This window comes from Nonomuraea sp. NPDC059007, assembly GCF_042740555.1.
In the GTDB taxonomy this organism is placed as follows: domain Bacteria; phylum Actinomycetota; class Actinomycetes; order Streptosporangiales; family Streptosporangiaceae; genus Nonomuraea.
In genome coordinates this window covers 138,955-153,882 of record NZ_JBHYJD010000022.1, presented here as the reverse complement: position 1 = coordinate 153,882, position 14,928 = coordinate 138,955, and the positions used below count along the sequence as shown (strand labels likewise).

General features: G+C 72.4%; 13 protein-coding genes. 3 read left to right on the top strand and 10 right to left on the bottom strand.

Annotation, left to right across the window (positions count from 1 at the left end; all coding sequences use genetic code 11):
• Positions 1–45 precede the first annotated feature (45 nt).
• From ruvX to ACFWY5_RS32330, 9 genes are all read right to left on the bottom strand, one after another.
• Positions 46–528 (bottom strand): Holliday junction resolvase RuvX, encoded by a 483-nt coding sequence (ruvX, locus tag ACFWY5_RS32370; RefSeq protein ID WP_379624720.1) that lies wholly within the window; start codon positions 526–528, stop codon positions 46–48.
• 1 nt (position 529) lies between these two features.
• On the bottom strand, positions 530–3,202 hold the full coding sequence (gene alaS, locus ACFWY5_RS32365; RefSeq protein WP_379636432.1) for an alanine--tRNA ligase: 2,673 nt from the start codon (positions 3,200–3,202) through the stop codon (positions 530–532).
• Positions 3,203–3,220: 18 nt separating this feature from the next.
• A complete protein-coding gene (locus tag ACFWY5_RS32360; RefSeq protein ID WP_379636430.1) occupies positions 3,221–3,451 on the bottom strand; it encodes a hypothetical protein in 231 nt (76 codons plus the stop codon).
• Positions 3,448–3,834, bottom strand: a complete 387-nt coding sequence (locus ACFWY5_RS32355) for a DUF948 domain-containing protein (protein WP_379624714.1) — start codon at positions 3,832–3,834, stop codon at positions 3,448–3,450. The genes ACFWY5_RS32360 and ACFWY5_RS32355 overlap by 4 nt, the downstream gene beginning before the upstream one ends.
• A gap of 306 nt (positions 3,835–4,140) precedes the next feature.
• The gene (locus ACFWY5_RS32350) at positions 4,141–5,358 is read right to left on the bottom strand and encodes a methyltransferase family protein (RefSeq protein ID WP_379636428.1); all 1,218 of its coding nucleotides are present in this window, start codon (positions 5,356–5,358) and stop codon (positions 4,141–4,143) included.
• Positions 5,355–6,230 carry a hypothetical protein gene (locus ACFWY5_RS32345; RefSeq protein WP_379636426.1) on the bottom strand — a complete coding sequence of 292 codons (876 nt, stop codon included), beginning with the start codon at positions 6,228–6,230 and terminating at the stop codon, positions 5,355–5,357. The genes ACFWY5_RS32350 and ACFWY5_RS32345 overlap by 4 nt, the downstream gene beginning before the upstream one ends.
• An 82-nt stretch (positions 6,231–6,312) precedes the next feature.
• Positions 6,313–6,708: a VOC family protein gene (locus ACFWY5_RS32340; RefSeq protein ID WP_379636424.1), complete on the bottom strand. Its 396-nt coding sequence runs from the start codon at positions 6,706–6,708 to the stop codon at positions 6,313–6,315.
• The gene (locus tag ACFWY5_RS32335) at positions 6,705–7,946 is read right to left on the bottom strand and encodes a replication-associated recombination protein A (protein WP_379624747.1); all 1,242 of its coding nucleotides are present in this window, start codon (positions 7,944–7,946) and stop codon (positions 6,705–6,707) included. Before ACFWY5_RS32335 ends, ACFWY5_RS32340 begins: the two co-directional genes overlap by 4 nt.
• A gap of 69 nt (positions 7,947–8,015) precedes the next feature.
• Complete coding sequence (locus tag ACFWY5_RS32330) at positions 8,016–8,465, bottom strand: DUF2231 domain-containing protein (RefSeq protein ID WP_379636422.1); 450 nt, start codon at positions 8,463–8,465, stop codon at positions 8,016–8,018.
• 146 nt (positions 8,466–8,611) lie between these two features.
• On the opposite strand from ACFWY5_RS32330, the gene ACFWY5_RS32325 reads away from it, so the two are divergent.
• From ACFWY5_RS32325 to ACFWY5_RS32315, 3 genes are all read left to right on the top strand, one after another.
• Positions 8,612–9,511, top strand: coding sequence for a peptidylprolyl isomerase (locus ACFWY5_RS32325; RefSeq protein WP_379636420.1), 900 nt, complete (start codon positions 8,612–8,614; stop codon positions 9,509–9,511).
• 77 nt (positions 9,512–9,588) lie between these two features.
• Positions 9,589–10,785: a cytochrome P450 gene (locus tag ACFWY5_RS32320; RefSeq protein WP_379636418.1), complete on the top strand. Its 1,197-nt coding sequence runs from the start codon at positions 9,589–9,591 to the stop codon at positions 10,783–10,785.
• Between the two features lie 10 nt (positions 10,786–10,795).
• Positions 10,796–11,992 carry a cytochrome P450 gene (locus ACFWY5_RS32315; RefSeq protein WP_379636416.1) on the top strand — a complete coding sequence of 399 codons (1,197 nt, stop codon included), beginning with the start codon at positions 10,796–10,798 and terminating at the stop codon, positions 11,990–11,992.
• A gap of 152 nt (positions 11,993–12,144) precedes the next feature.
• On the opposite strand, the gene ACFWY5_RS32310 is transcribed toward ACFWY5_RS32315, so the two are convergent.
• The gene (locus ACFWY5_RS32310) at positions 12,145–14,922 is read right to left on the bottom strand and encodes a DEAD/DEAH box helicase family protein (protein ID WP_379636414.1); all 2,778 of its coding nucleotides are present in this window, start codon (positions 14,920–14,922) and stop codon (positions 12,145–12,147) included.
• Positions 14,923–14,928: the final 6 nt, after the last annotated feature.

Sequence of the window (14,928 nt, the reverse complement as noted above, 5' to 3'; positions counted from 1 at the left end):
GCCGGGGATCCTGGGCTGGGCCTCCGGCCGGGTGCTCGTGTCCGCTCACCGGGCAGTCCCGTCGTCCGCCCCGGCGGGCGGATCGACGGGTCTGCCCGGTGGCTCGCCTGTGGCGCGTTCCCGGTCGAGCGCGTCCTGCAGCAGCACCACGGCCGCCGCCTGGTCGACGACCCCGCGCTGCTTCTTGGCCTTGACCCCGCTGGCCCGCAGCCCCTGCTGGGCGGCGACCGTGGTCAGCCGCTCGTCGTAGAGCCGGACCGGGATGGGCGCCAGCCGTACCGCCAGCGAACGGGCGAAGGCGCGGGCCAGCTCGGCGGCCTGCCCCTCGCGGCCGGACAGCGACGTGGGCAGCCCCACGATCACCTCGATCGCCTCGTGCTCGGCGGCGATCGCCGCGATCCTGGTCTGGTCGCCCTTGCCGCGCCTGACCGTTTCGACCGGGGTGGCCAGCAGTCCCGAGGGGTCGCTGCGGGCCACGCCGATGCGTACGGACCCGACGTCGACGCCGAGCCTTGTGCCGAACCTCATGTCAGGTGAGCTGCTCACCGACGGACCGCTCGACAGCCTGCAGCGCGTCGGCGACGGCGCCCGCGTCGGTGCCACCGCCCTGCGCGACATCGTCCTTGCCGCCACCGCCACCCCCAAGTGCCTTGGCGGCGACGCCGACCAGTCGCCCGGCCTTGAGACCACGCTCGCGTCCCGCCTCGTTGACCGCGGCAACCACCACGGGCCATTCGGTGGGGGCCCCGGCGATCACGACGACCGCCGGGCGGTCGGCCGGGAACCTGCCGCGCACATCAAGCGCGAGCTTACGCAGGTCATCGGCACCGGTTCCATCAGGCGCGCGGTGCGCGACGAAGGAGACTCCGTGCAGGTCACGAGCCTGAGAAGCGAGTTCGCCGGCGATCTGGAGCACCTGGGCGGAGCGCAGCTTCTCCAGGTCCTTCTCGGCGGTGCGCAGCCGGGAGACGATGCCCTCGACCCGCTCGGGCAATTCCTCGCGGCGAGCCTTGAGCTGCTCGGTGAGCTGGGCGACGAGCAGGCTCTCGCGGGCCAGGAAGCGGAAGGCGTCGATGCCGACCAGCGCCTCGACGCGGCGCACGCCGGCGCCGACGGACTGCTCGCCGAGCACCTTGACCAGGCCGAGCTGCCCGGAGCTGTGGACGTGGGTGCCGCCGCACAGCTCGCGGGAGTAGTCGCCGATCTCGACGACGCGGACCTCGTCGCCGTACTTCTCGCCGAACATGGCCAGGGCGCCCATGGCGCGCGCCTCGGCCTGCGTGGTGTAGAAGGCGTTGACCTGGAGGTCGTTGATGAGGACGGCGTTGACCTCGTCCTCGACGTCGCGCAGCACGCTCTGCGGGACGGCGCCCGCGGCGGTGAAGTCGAAGCGGAAGCGGCCGGGCGAGTTCTCCGAGCCGGCCTGCGCCGCGGTCTCGCCGAGCGCGTTCTTGAAGCCGCGGTGGACGAGGTGGGTGGCGCTGTGGCTGCGCGAGATCGCGCGGCGGCGCTCGATGTCGATCTCGGCGTGCGCCTCGTCGCCGGCTCTGATCTCGCCCTCGCGCACGCGCCCGCGGTGGACGACCAGGCCGCCGATGGGCGACTGCACGTCGAGAATCTCGGCCTCGCCGCTGCCGGTGCGGATGACGCCCTGGTCGGCGAGCTGGCCGCCGCCCTCGGCGTAGAAGGGGGTACGGCCCAGCACGATCTCGACCGTGGCGCCCTTGCCGGCGACGGGCACGGAGGCGCCGTCGACGAGGATGCCGAGGACGGTGGAGTCGGCCTCGGTGGCGTCGTAGCCGAGGAACTCGACCTTGCCCGCCTTCTCCAGCAGCGTGCCGAAGACGGAGATGTCGGCGTTGCCGGTCTTCTTGGCCTTCGCGTCGGCCTTGGCGCGCTCGCGCTGCTCCTTCATGAGCCGGCGAAAGCCGTCCTCGTCGACCTTCAGGCCCTGCTCGGCCGCCATCTCCAGGGTGAGGTCGATGGGGAAGCCGTAGGTGTCGTGGAGCTGGAAGGCCTGGTCGCCGGAGAGCGTGCCGCCGGACTTGCGCTTGGTCTCCTCGACGGCGACGTCGAAGATCGCGGTGCCGGTGCGCAGCGTACCGAGGAAGGAGGCCTCCTCGGCGTCCACGACCGCGTGGATCTGCGGGGCGTCGGCCTTGAGCTCGGGGTAGGTCTCGCCCATCGCGTCGATGGTGACGTCGGTGAGCTCGTGCATGTAGCGCTCTTCGCCCGAGCCCAGCAGGCGCAGGTTGCGGATCGAGCGGCGCAGGATGCGGCGCAGCACGTAGCCGCGACCCTCGTTGCTGGGCGCGACGCCGTCGGCGACCAGCATGGTGCCGGTGCGGACGTGGTCGGCGATCACTCGCAGGCTGATGTCGGCGCGCGGGTCGCGGCCGTAGCGGGTCTTGGTGAGCTCGGCGGCCTTGTCGAGGATCTTGTAGGTGGTGTCGATCTCGTAGAGGTTGTCGACACCCTGCAGGATCGTCGCCATGCGCTCCAGGCCCATGCCGGTGTCGATGTTCTTGGCGGGCAGCTCGCCCGCGACGTCGAAGTCGGTCTTCGAGCGCACCGCGCTGAGCTGGTACTGCATGAAGACGTTGTTCCAGACCTCGAGGTAGCGGTCCTCGTCGGCCACCGGGCCGCCGTCCCTGCCGTATTCCTGGCCGCGGTCGTAGTAGATCTCCGAGCAGGGGCCGCCGGGGCCGGGCACGCCCATGTGCCAGTAGTTGTCCTCCAGGCCGCGGCGCTGGATGCGCTCCATGGGCACGCCGACCTTGTTGTGCCAGATGTCGATCGCCTCGTCGTCGTCGAGGAAGACCGTCACCCAGAGCTTCTCCTCCGGGAAGCCGAAGCCGCCGTCGGACTCGGCGTTGGTCAGCAGCTCCCAGGCGAAGGGGATCGCCTGCTCCTTGAAGTAGTCGCCGAAGGAGAAGTTGCCGAGCATCTGGAAGAACGTCGCGTGCCGCGTGGTCTTGCCGACCTCTTCGATGTCGGGCGTGCGCACGCACTTCTGCACACTGGCCAGCCGGGCCGCCGGAGGCTTGCGCTGCCCCAGGAAGTACGGCTTGAACGGGACCATGCCCGCGGGCACCAGCAGCAACGTGGGGTCTTCGGCGATCAGGCTGGCCGAGGGCACTACTTTGTGCCCACGCTCCTCGAAGAAGCGCAGGAAGCGGCGAGCGATTTCTGCCGACTCCATGTCAGCCATCCTTTGCAATCAGTGGTGGTTGTCACCGTTGTCGAGCCCGAAGCGGGCGCGCAACGTGGTTTCGCGCTCGGCGGCCTCGCCGAGCGCGTCCGAGGTAAAGTCTCTCACCTGCTCCAGGAGCCCTGCCGCGTTGTCCACGGTACGGCGGGCGACATGCTCGGGACGCATGGCCTGCAGCCTGCGCATCACCCAGACGGCGGTGAACGCGCCGAGCGACAGGTAGAACAGGCGGCGGATCATCGGTGCCGCCTCACCCGGCGGCGCGGACGGCGGGCCTGGATCGCCCTGCGCACACCGTAGCTGAGCGCCGAGACCTTGATCAGCGGGCCGGTGAAGATGGTCTGCGTCACCCCGCTGAGCTTGGCCGCGTGCGAGCTGACCTGCTTGACGTCCTTCGTGATCGCCTCGACCGCGACGAGCTGCCGGTTGGCCTCGTTGACCGTGACGCTGACGTCTTCGAGCAACGGCACCACCCGCTCGCTCAGGTCGGAGACCATCTTGGTGGTCTCGGTGAGCAGCCGGGCGAGCTTGACGAGCACCATGGCCAGCACGCAGACCAGGACTATCCAGCCCGTGGCGGCGATCAGCCCGGCGACCTCTCCAGCGGTAAGCACTCCGCTCATCTCCCTCTTACGCTGGGCCGGAACGCCAAGACCCTATCGCGTCCGCCCGACAGAAGAGGGCATCAAAGGGCGGCAGCGGGGCCCAGCGCGCCCATCGGCGCACGTGCCACCGCCGCCACCTGCCACGGCGCGACGTCCCAGGCGTGCTCACCGAGACGGGCGCCGACCCCGGCCGGCTCACCGGCGCGGACATGCCGACGCGGCAAGCGCCGGGCGAGGCGATGCGGCAGGTGCCGGAGAGAGGCGCGGTGGCAGGTGCCGGGCCCGGGTGGAACGCCGGAGCGGCGGGCGAGGTGCTGGTGCCGGTCAGGCCAGTTCGCGTGGGCCGCCGCCCAGCGCGTCCACGCAGAGCTGGGCGAAGCCGTTCAGGCAGGGTAGCTGGAGCAGCCAGCCCACCAGCGCCCAGCCCAGGTGGACGTGGGTGAGCACGTGCGCGACGGCCGCGACGCCCTGCGCCCGCAGGCCGTCGGCGCGCTCGTAGGTGATGCGGCGCAGGCCGGCCGGGTGGGTCTCCGCGGCGACGACCCGCAGCGCGACCGGGCCGCGCCGCTCGATCCAGGCGCCGACCTGGGAGCACTGCCCGCATGTGGCCGCCACGTACACGGTCGCGGGCACCGCGGCGGGCCGCCAGCGCGGCAGCCATGCCCGCACGGCGGCCCGGTAGGCGGCCCAGTCGGCGCCGAAGCGCCGTGTGAGCTGTTCGCCCTCGTGCCAGGCGGCCAGCCCGGCGCCGTAGGCGAGGCTGATCGCCGCCGCGGCGAGAAAGCGCACGTCGAGTACGGCCAGCAGCACATACCCGGCGGTCATCGCCACCTGCATCGGGTTGCGCACATAGGCGTAAGGCCCGCCGGTCACCAGCCGCCGGGGCGGGTCGTAGGGAAAGGGCGTGCCCCCGCCCGTCCTCGCGAACTCCCGCACCGCCGAGGCCCCCATCACGAACGGCACCGCCAGCGCCTGCGCCATGAGCGCCAGCACCCACGCGGGCTGCCGCCACACCCCGAGCAGCAGCACGGGCGCGACGACCCCGAGCCCCGCGGCCAGCACCACCTGGAATCCGGCGCGGGCCATCGGCAGCGTCCCCCGCACGGTCCAGCGGGCCAGCAGCAGGCCGGGCACGAGCGCGAGCCCGACCGCCACCGCCTCGCCGTACAGCCAGTCGGGACCGAGCACCACCACGGGCTCGGCCAGCGGCATCACCGCCAGGTCGAACCAGGCCAGCCCGGCGGCGCCGAGCGCCACGGGCGCCTCGGGGAAGGCCAGCGCGGGCAGCGCGCCCCACAGCAGCGCCCAGCCGAGCAGCAGGTCGAGTGGTACTCCGGCCAGCGTGCCGCCCTCGGCGTGGAAGGTCCACCAGCCGCCCTGGTTGACGGCCATGAGCACCATGGCGTTCCAGCCGGTGGCCAGGATGGCGGCGGCGGCGCGCGACGGACCGAGGCGGCCGGCGCGCGCGGCGAGCAGGGCCGCCACGAGGACGGCGGCCAGCGGCAGCATCAGCCCGAGCCCCCTGATCAGGACCGCGCTCACCGCGCACCGGCGAACGTCCGGGCCAGGTAGCCGGCGGCCTCGGTGGCGGCGTGGCGCTGGATCGGGCCGAAGTACCAGGAGGGGTCGAAGGTCCTGCGGTAGCTCAGCGCGACGGTGAGGCGGCCGCCGTTCCAGGTGAACGCGGCTTCGCGCAGCTCCAGCCAGCGGGCCAGCGTGGTGTCGCGGGCCACCTCGAACACCACCCGGCCAGGGGCGCTCTCCTTCACCCGCAGCGTCATCGAGCGCGGCTCGGGCCGGGCGCCGATGCCCAGGGAGCGGCGCGGGCTGAAGACGATCTCGCGCGTCGCGCCGGTCCCGAGCCCGGTGCCGCGCGCCGACAGCGGCCGCGGGAAGCCGAGCTTGAGCAGGACCGAGGTGTAGGGCGCGAAGCGGGGCGGCGCGGCCAGCGCGGCGGCCACGTCCCCCGGGGCGGTGACGGACGCGCTGACCACCTCCTCGCGCGGCATCGACGTGGCCTCGCCCGCCCCTTCGAGCATGACGAGCAGGAGCAGCGGCGCGGCGAGCATCTGCGGGCCCTTGGGCCCCTTGGCGCGCAGATAGTCGGCGAACGCCCCGAACAGCGCCCCCACCAGGTAGAACAGCGGCGCGGCGAACACCAGGCAGACGATTCCCTCGCCCAGCAGCGGGCCGGCGAGCGCGAGCGCGACGGTGATGACCGCCATCACCAGCCCGATGGCCGAGCGCGGCTTGGCGACCAGCACCACGGTGATCGCGATGACCGCGGGCACGCCCACGTAGAACACCGCCGTCTGCTCCAGTCCTCCGGCGTGCAGCAGCTTGTAGGCCGCCATCGCCGCGAACAGCGCGCTCACCACGCCCGCCAAGGTCATGCGGGCGGCATTACGCTCCATCGCGAACCCCTTAACCGAATGCTTTAATCGAACGCTCAAACCTTACGACAGAGCTCGGCCCGGCAGAAGACCGGGGTCGCCCTCAGCCGGTGGCGCGCACCAGTTCGATCTCGAAGCCCGCGACGTTCTCCAGGTAGGCCGCGTGGTGGGCGAGCCCGCCCGCGTAGGGGTGACGGTCGGCGAACAGGAGCGTCCAGCCGTGCTCGCGCGCCTCCTCGGCCATGGCGTCGGGGTCGTCCACGTGGAAGGCGAGATGGTTGAGCCCGGCGCGCAGCCGGTCGTGGCGGCCGGGTACGCGGGCCGGCGACTTCTCCAGCACCAGGTACGTGGCGCCGAGCAGCCAGGACCGCCCGCCCTCCCAGCTCTGGAACGGCGCATAGCCCAGCCGCTCGAACAGCCAGGTGAAGCCGGGCAGGACCTCGGCCAGGGAGTCGACCCACAGCTCGACGTGGTGCAGCGTGCCGTGCACGGTGCTCACTCGCCCCGAAGGAAGGCGCGGATCTTGGCCCACCGCTCGGCGACCGGCGCTTCCGCGCCGTGCCTGGTCGGCTCGTAGTAGCGCCGCTCGCGCACCTGCTCCGGCGCGTAGTCCTGGCGGACGACGCCGTGGTCGAAGTCGTGCGGGTACTTGTAGCCGTCGCCGTGGCCGAGCTTGGCCGCGCCCTGGTAGTGGGCGTCGCGCAGGTGGCCGGGCACCTGGCCGATGAGGCCCTTGCGCACGTCGGTCGCCGCGGCGCCGATGGCCTTCACCACGGCGTTGGACTTGGGGGCCATGGCGCAGTGGATGACCGCGTGCGCCAGGTTGATCTGGCCCTCCGGCAGGCCGATGAGCTGGACGGCCTGGGCCACGGCCACCGCGGTCTGCAGGCAGGTCGGGTCGGCCATGCCGACGTCCTCGGAGGCGAAGATGACGATGCGCCGGGCGATGAAGCGGGGGTCCTCACCGGCCTCGATCATGCGGGCCAGGTAGTGGAGCGCGGCGTCGGCGTCGGAGCCGCGCATCGACTTGATGAAGGCGCTGATGACGTCGTAGTGCTGGTCGCCCTGGCGGTCGTAGCGGACGGCCGCCTTGTCGACGGCCTTCTCGACCACCTCGACGGTGATGTCGTCGGCCAGGAGCGCGGCCGCCTCCAGATAGGTCAGGGAGCGCCGGGCGTCGCCGCCCGCCAGCCGTACGAGATGGTCGAGGGCCTGCGGGTCCAGGCTCGCGCGGCCGCCCAGGCCGCGCTCCTCGGCGACGGCGCGCTCCAGGACGGCGCGGACGTCGTCGTCGGACAGCGACTCCAGGGTCAGCAGCAGCGAGCGCGACAGCAGCGGGGAGATGACGGAGAAATACGGGTTCTCGGTGGTGGCGCCGATGAAGGTGACCCAGCGGTTCTCGACGGCGGGCAGCAGGGCGTCCTGCTGGGCCTTGTTGAAGCGGTGGACCTCGTCGACGAACAGCACGGTCTGGCGGCCGGTCATGCCGAGCTCGCGCCGGGCGTTGTCGATGGCGGCGCGCACGTCCTTGACGCCCGCCGAGACGGCGGAGATCTCGACGAAGCGGCGCTTGGTGACGTTGGAGACCACGTACGCCAGCGTGGTCTTACCCGTGCCGGGCGGCCCCCAGAGGAACAGCGACATCGGCGCTTCGCTCTCCACCAGCCGCCGCAGCGGCGTGCCGGGACCGAGCAGGTGCCGCTGGCCGATCACCTCGTCGAGGGCGCGGGGTCGCATCCGCACGGCGAGCGGCTGCGGAGTGGCCTCCTCAGCCGCCGAATCGAACAGGCTATCCACAAATCGAGACTACAGGGTCCACACCGCTCTCGCTCCCGAGTCACCGGCGCGGAACACGTAGTACGCGGCCACGAGCGCCGCCACGACCGTGAGCGCGGAAAGGACCAGGCCCACGGTCTTGTTGCGGGCGGCGAAGACCAGCAGCAACGACAGGGCGCCCAGGGCCAGCGTGGACAGCAGCAGCGGGGTGGCGAAGCTCTCGTGGGTGGCGATGCGCTGACCCAGCTCGCCGTCGGCGGTGGCGAACCGGGCCTCCTTCAGCGCCAAACCGCTCTGCCTGGCCGCGAAGACCGCGCCGGGCGCCAGCACCGACAGGGCCACCACCGCCCAGGCCAGCTGGGGCCGCCAGCGCGAGACCGCGACGTAGACCACGGAAACGGCCACGAGCAGCGGCGTCAGCACCACGGCGAAATGGATGATCAGGGGGTGGGCGGGGAGCCCGAGGATCTCGTTGAACATGGCAGCACTCCGTTCTCATTTCAACTACGTATGAGGCAAGGACCTGGTTCCCGTCCCTTCCGCCACTTACGTACACCACATAAGGGAGGCCGGTAGCATTCGCGAAGTTGTTTGGTCATGTGTCGGCAAAGATGGAGGACATATCCGTGAGCGGCGACGACCGCCAGAGCGAGCTGGCGCGAGAGCACAAGGAGCGGCAGGCGCGGCGTGCTGCTGGGGAAAACGCCAAGGGCAGGCGTAACACCCTCATCGGCGGCGGTGTGGCCCTGGTCCTGGTCGCCGGCGGCGTCATCGCCGCCACCACCCTCCTCGGCGGCGGCGATGACGACGCCAAGAAGGTCGCGGCGACGTCCTCGCCGTCCCCTTCGTCCAGCGCCTCCTCGGAGCCCGAGCCGTCGATGACGCCGAAGACCGGCCCGATCAGCTGCACGTACACCAAGGACACGCAGGACGTCCCGAAGAAGTTCGTCGGGTTCCCGCCCAAGAAGCCGGGCGACTCCCTGAAGATCAAGACGATGACCGTGGTCACGAACCGCGGCGACATCGTGATCCAGGTGGACCCGAAGTTCACCCCGTGCACGGTCAACTCCATGGCGTTCCTGGCCAAGAAGAACTTCTACGACGACACCAAGTGCCACCGCCTGGTGGTGCCGGAGAACTCGGGCCTGTTCCTGCTGCAGTGCGGTGACGCGCTGGCCAAGGCCGACGGCAAGAACCCCACCGACGGCCAGGGCACCGCGGGCTACGTCTACGGCGACGAGGCCGCCGGGGCCATGCCGTACACCCGCGGCGTGGTCTTCCTGACCCAGCCCACCGACGCCCAGGGGCAGAACTCCAGCCAGTTCGCCATCTCGATGTCGGACGAGAACACGCAGCTCGACCCGGCCTACTCGATCCTGGGCACGGTGACCAGCGGCCTCGAGATCATCGACCAGGCGTCCAAGGAGGGCTTCATCGTCAACCCGGACGACATCACGGGTGACGGCGGCTCAACGGCACCGAAGAACCCCTTCATCATCAAGGATGTCAAGATGTCCACCAAGTGATGGTGATTCCCGTCACAAGCGGCTGATCGGCCGCTTCCGCGGAGCCAGAGTGGATCTGGACCCAAAGGAGTGGCCGCATGCCGGAAAACCTGCCTTTCGAGTTCTTCTTCTCGCCCGAGTTCAGCGCGAACCCGTACCCGATGTACGCGGAGCTGCGCGCCAAGGGCCCGATCCACCGGGTCGACTTCCCGCCGGGCGCCGAGGCGTACGTGGTGGTCGACTACGAGCACGGCCGGGCGGCGCTGGCCGACCCGCGGCTGTCCAAGGACATCGACAGCGGCCCCGAGTGGTTTCGCGACGCGGTCCGCGTCAGCGATCCGATCCTCGCCGACAACATGCTCATGTCGGACCCTCCCGACCACACGCGGCTGCGCAAGGTCGTTCAGCGGGCCTTCACCCCGCGCCGCATCGAGCTACTGCGGCCCAGGATCGAGCAGATCACCGGCGAACTCCTCGACGGGATCGAGGGACGGGGCCGGGCCGAGCTCATCTCCGACTTCGCCTTCCCGTTGCCGATCGTCGTCATCTGCGAGCTGATGGGCGTACCGGTCGAGGACCGCGAGCTGTTCCGCGAATGGTCGGGCGCGCTGGTCGATCCCGCGATCAACGAGGAGCAGCAGGCCAGGCGGGCGCGGGCCACCGAGTCGCTGCGCGCCTACTTCGCCGACCTGATCGCCGGGCGCCGCGCCGACCCCGGCGACGACCTGGTCAGCGTGCTGGTGACCAGCCCCGAGCTCGACGACAAGGAGCTGCTGTCCACGCTGGCGCTCCTGTTGATCGCCGGGCACGAGACGACCGTCAACCTCATCGGCAACGGCACCCTGGCCCTGCTGCTCGACCCGGAGCAGTTCGCGCTGCTCAAGAGCCGTCCCGAGCTGGTGCCGAACGCCGTCGAGGAGTTCCTGCGCTTCGACGCGCCCGTGGAACGCGGCACGTTCAGAATCGCCCTCGAAGACCTGGAGATCGCCGGAACGCCGGTCGGCAAGGGCGCCTTCGTCCACGTCTCCATCGGCGCCGCCGGCCGCGACCCGCACGCCAACACGCACCCCGACGGGCTCGACGTGGCCCGCCAGGACACCCGGCACGTCTCCTTCGGCCACGGCATCCACTTCTGCCTGGGCGCGCCGCTGGCCCGCCTGGAGGCACAGGTCGCCTTCGCCATGCTGCTGGAGCGCCTGCCGGACCTGCGGCTCGGCTGCCGCGAGGACGAGCTCTCGTGGCGGCTGAGCGGCTCGATCCTGCGCTCGCTTTCCGCGCTGCCCGTGGCGTTCTAGGGTGATCTCCGTGCCGGAGAAACTACCGTTCGAGTTCCTTTTCGCTCCCGACTTCAGCCGCGACCCCTACACCGCCTACGACGGCCTGCGCGCCGGGGGTCCCGTCCATCCGATCGACTTCCCGCCCGGGATGGACGCCTTCCTGATCATCGACCACGAAGTCGGGCGCGCCGCGCTCAACGACCCCAGGCTGTCGAAGGACATCACGGTCTTCGGCGACTACTTCCGCAAGCTCGCCGACACCAACGACCTGCTGTTCCAGTCGAACATGCTCCAGGTCGACCCGCCCGAGCACACCCGCCTGCGCCGCGTGGTCGCCAAGGACTTCACGCCGCGGCGGGTCGAGGCCCTGCGCCCGCGCGTACAGGAGATCACCGACGAGCTCATCGACGCCATGGAGATGAACGGCAGCGCGGAGCTGATCGGCGAGTTCGCCTTCCCGCTGCCGATCATCGTCATCTGCGAGCTGCTCGGCGTGCCCGCCGAGGACCGCGAGCTGTTTCGCGAATGGTCGGGGCGGCTGGTCAACCCCAGCTTCGACCCCGAGGGCACCAAGGTGCGGCAGCAGGCGGCCCGCGACACGCACGCCTACTTCGCGCGCCTGGTCGCCGAGCGGCGCGCCGATCCGCGCGAGGACCTGGTCAGCGCCCTGGCCAACGGCGGCGACCTGGACGAGCGCGAGCTGCTGTCCACGCTCACGCTGCTGCTGATCGCCGGGCACGAGACGACGGTCAACCTCATCGGCAACGGCATGCTGGCCCTGCTGCGCGACCCCGACCAGCTCGCGCTGCTGCGCGGCGAGCCGGAGCTGCTGCCGGACGCGATCGAGGAGTTCCTGCGCTTCGACGGGCCGGTCGAGCGCTCCACTCCCCGCTTCGCCGCCGAGGACATGGAGATCGCCGGGGTGGCGGTGCCGCGCGGCGCGATGGTGCACATCTCGCTGGGCGCCGCGGGCCGCGACCCCGCCGCCGTCTCCGCGCCGCGGGAGCTCGACATCACCCGCCGCGACAACCGCCACCTCGCCTTCGGCCACGGCATCCACTTCTGCCTGGGCGCGCCGCTGGCCCGCCTGGAGGGGCGGATCGCCATCGGCACGCTGCTGGCCCGCCTGCCCGGCCTCGCGCTGGACTGCGCGCAGGAGGAGCTGGCGTGGCGGCCGCCGGGCTCGGTGGTGCGGGGCCTGTCACGCCTTCCCGTCCGCTTCTGATCGCCGGTACGGCTACCGCCCGCCGATCGGAACCGCGGCGGGCGGGGCCGTGCTCACCGCCGGATCGTGCCCAGCGCCGGACAGTGCTCACCGCCGGACAGTGCCCAGCGCCGGATCGTGCCCATCGCCGGGCTGTGCCCAGGAGACCGTGCTCAGCGCCAGGTGACGCGCAGGGCGGTGGCGACGTCCAGCGGCGAGCCGCCCGCCTGCGCGGCCAGGATCCCCGCCCCTTCCGGTGAGCGGGTGTAGACCGGCTCGCCGAGGCTGACCCAGCGGTTCCACGCCTGCGCGAACGCCTGCGCGTCCTTCCTGCGTTCGCCGAGGACCTCGGGCACCGCGTGGTGGACGACCGCGTTCGGCTCCGGGCGGCCCGCCATGAGCGCCCGCCCCTGCCGGCGTCCCGGCTCGACCAGGTACCGGGGCACCAGGTAGCGCGGCGCGACCGGCGCGGTCAGCACCTCGTCCAGCGCGAGGCTGAAGCGCCGCGAGGCGGCCTCCGGGACACCGCGCAGCTCGATCCAGTAGGCGCCGGCGCCGTCCGGTTCCACGTGCACCCCCCGCGCGCCCTCGGGCACCTGCCCGGCCGCGTGCAGGGCGTCGGCCACGGCACAGGCGATCGCGGGCAGGTCGAACTGCCCCGCCACCTCGCGCAACGCCGCCTGTCCCGCGGTGGCGCGGCGGGCGCGGCGTACCAGGAGGAAGGCGGCGGCGCCGAGCGGCAGCCCGCCGGGTAGCGCCAGCGGGAGCGCGTCGGCGACCATGACGGCGGGCACCTCGGCCAACCCCGCGGCGAGCCAGGCGGCGGTGCCCGCCACCCACCCGGCGGCGCCCGCGAGCAGGTGCGGGCGGCGATCGAGACGGGGGCGGGGGCTGATGCCGCGTTCGGCGGGCACCGCGCGCGGCGGCTCGGGACGGCTCACCGCCGGGCGGGCGGCGGCGCGGGCGGGCTCGACGCGCAGGCTGTGCACCGGCAGGTCCTCGTACGGCGAGCCGACCCGCCACAGCTCCCGCACCCTGGCCCGGTCGGCCGCCCGCTCCAGCATCGACACGTTGAACCGGTCGAAGCCGGACACCGGAGGCGGCGCGTAGGGCGACAGCTCGGGATGCACGTGCGCGACCCCGGCGGCGATCGTGCCGGAGTCGGTCAGCCCGAAGTAGCCCTCGTGCTTGCGGACGAACCGCTCCCAGTCCGCCGACCCCTTGGGGTGCTCGGCGCTGACGCACACCACGGACCAGGTGTTGGCCACCTTCTCCGGCCAGGACGGGTCGGCGCGCAGCCCGCGCCCGCGCATCTGCACGACCGCGCCGGCCGTCGTGGCCTCGGTGAGGTCGACGACCGTGTTGACGCCCTTGGCGTCCCAGCCCTCGCCGAGCATCGCCCGGGTGCCGACCAGGATCGAGCAGCCGCCGGACTCCAGGAAGCGGGTGGCGAGGGCGACCCAGGCGCGGCTGTTCCAGGAGCCGGTCACCTCGACCACGCCCTGCGCGCTGGGCGGGATCGGGTCCAGGCGGGCCGTACCCGCGCAGAACGCGGCGAAGGCCGCGGCCGTCGCGGCCGGGGCGGCGACCGTGCGGCCGGTGACGAGCATGGGGTGCAGCCGCCCGGTACGCGGGTCGGCGGCCAGCGTCTCCAGCACCAGCCTGGCCGACCCGGCCTGCTCGTCCAGCACGCCCGACAGGCGCGCGGGCAGCGTGGCGGTGGCCCGCTCGTGGTCGCACAGCACCAGAGCGCGGATCCGCTCCCCCAGCGCGGCGTGCTCGGCGGCCAGGATCTCCGCCACCGCCACCGTCTTGGCCTCGCTGCGCGCCACCACCCGGTCGACCGGGGTACGGCCGGCCCGCACGCCACGCGCGGTCAGCTGGTAGCCGATCGACGGCAGCGCCAGCCGGATCGCCTCGACGGCCGCCGCGTCCGCGGGCTCGCCGCTCCGCCGCAGGCAGCGGCGCACGTAGTCGTCGAGCAGGCAGACCCAGTCGTCGGCCGTGGGCCGGTGGCGGTGTTCCTCACGGACGCGGGCGCCTTCCGGCAGGGGCAGCAGCCCGGCGTGGTGCAGGCGCAGCGCGGCGGCGGCCAGCGCGGGCTCGCGGCGTTCGAGCCGCTGCCAGGTCATCGCGTCGTCGCCGCGGTGGACGAGGCGGGTGTCGAGCCACTGCAGGAAGCCCAGGGTGGCGAAGCCGGGGTCGAGCAGGTCGGTGGTGAGCTCGGCGAAGCGCTCGGCCTCGGCGGCCAACCACGCCTGCTCGTGCGCGGTCGGGCAGGTCAGCCACGCCAGCTCCGCGTACGGGGCCAGGTGGCCCTCGCGGACCACGGCCGGGATCGACGGACCGCGCACCACCGGCCCGAACAGCTCCTCGACCAGCTCGGCCTGCGCCGGCGTGAGCCGGTCGGGCGGGGTCGCGGTCAGCCCGATCACGGCGGCCTCCGGCAGCCGCCGCAGGACCTCGGCCAGCAGCTCGCCCCAGGTGTCCAGCAGGTGGTGGCACTCGTCGAGCAGCAGCGTCACCCGGCCGAGCGCGGCCAGGCGGTCCACCAGCTCGCGGCCCGCCGGGCGCAGCCGGTCGAGGTGGGAGGGCCGGCTGCCGCCCTCCTCGTCGATCTCGGCGTCGGGGTCGAAGCTGGCCAGCGCCTGATAGGTCAGGACGGTGACGTCCTCGCCGAGCAGGCGCGAGGTGCCGGCGCGGGCCTTCTCGCCGAAGGCGCGCCACTCGGCCAGCCACTGGCCCTGGATGGCGGTGTTGGGGCCGAAGGCGACGATCGGGTCGCCCAGCCTTCTGGCCGCCTCCAGGCCCGTGAGCGTCTTGCCGGTGCCGGGCGGTAACACGACCCAGGCCCGGCGCCGCCCGGCCGCGAACGCCGCCTCCAGCTCGTTCAGGGCCTGTCGCTGGTGGCGGCGCAGCGGCTTGGGTGCGGCGAGATCGGCATATCTCACGCGGAC

Bases quoted from the DNA above. Each gene is read 5' to 3' on its own strand.
- ruvX (WP_379624720.1), bottom strand. From the start codon at position 528: ATGAGGTTCGGCACAAGGCTCGGCGTCGACGTCGGGTCCGTACGCATC.
- alaS (WP_379636432.1), bottom strand. From the start codon at position 3,202: ATGGAGTCGGCAGAAATCGCTCGCCGCTTCCTGCGCTTCTTCGAGGAG.
- ACFWY5_RS32360 (WP_379636430.1), bottom strand. From the start codon at position 3,451: ATGATCCGCCGCCTGTTCTACCTGTCGCTCGGCGCGTTCACCGCCGTC.
- ACFWY5_RS32355 (WP_379624714.1), bottom strand. From the start codon at position 3,834: ATGAGCGGAGTGCTTACCGCTGGAGAGGTCGCCGGGCTGATCGCCGCC.
- ACFWY5_RS32345 (WP_379636426.1), bottom strand. From the start codon at position 6,230: ATGGAGCGTAATGCCGCCCGCATGACCTTGGCGGGCGTGGTGAGCGCG.
- ACFWY5_RS32335 (WP_379624747.1), bottom strand. From the start codon at position 7,946: ATGCGACCCCGCGCCCTCGACGAGGTGATCGGCCAGCGGCACCTGCTC.
- ACFWY5_RS32330 (WP_379636422.1), bottom strand. From the start codon at position 8,465: ATGTTCAACGAGATCCTCGGGCTCCCCGCCCACCCCCTGATCATCCAT.
- ACFWY5_RS32320 (WP_379636418.1), top strand. From the start codon at position 9,589: ATGCCGGAAAACCTGCCTTTCGAGTTCTTCTTCTCGCCCGAGTTCAGC.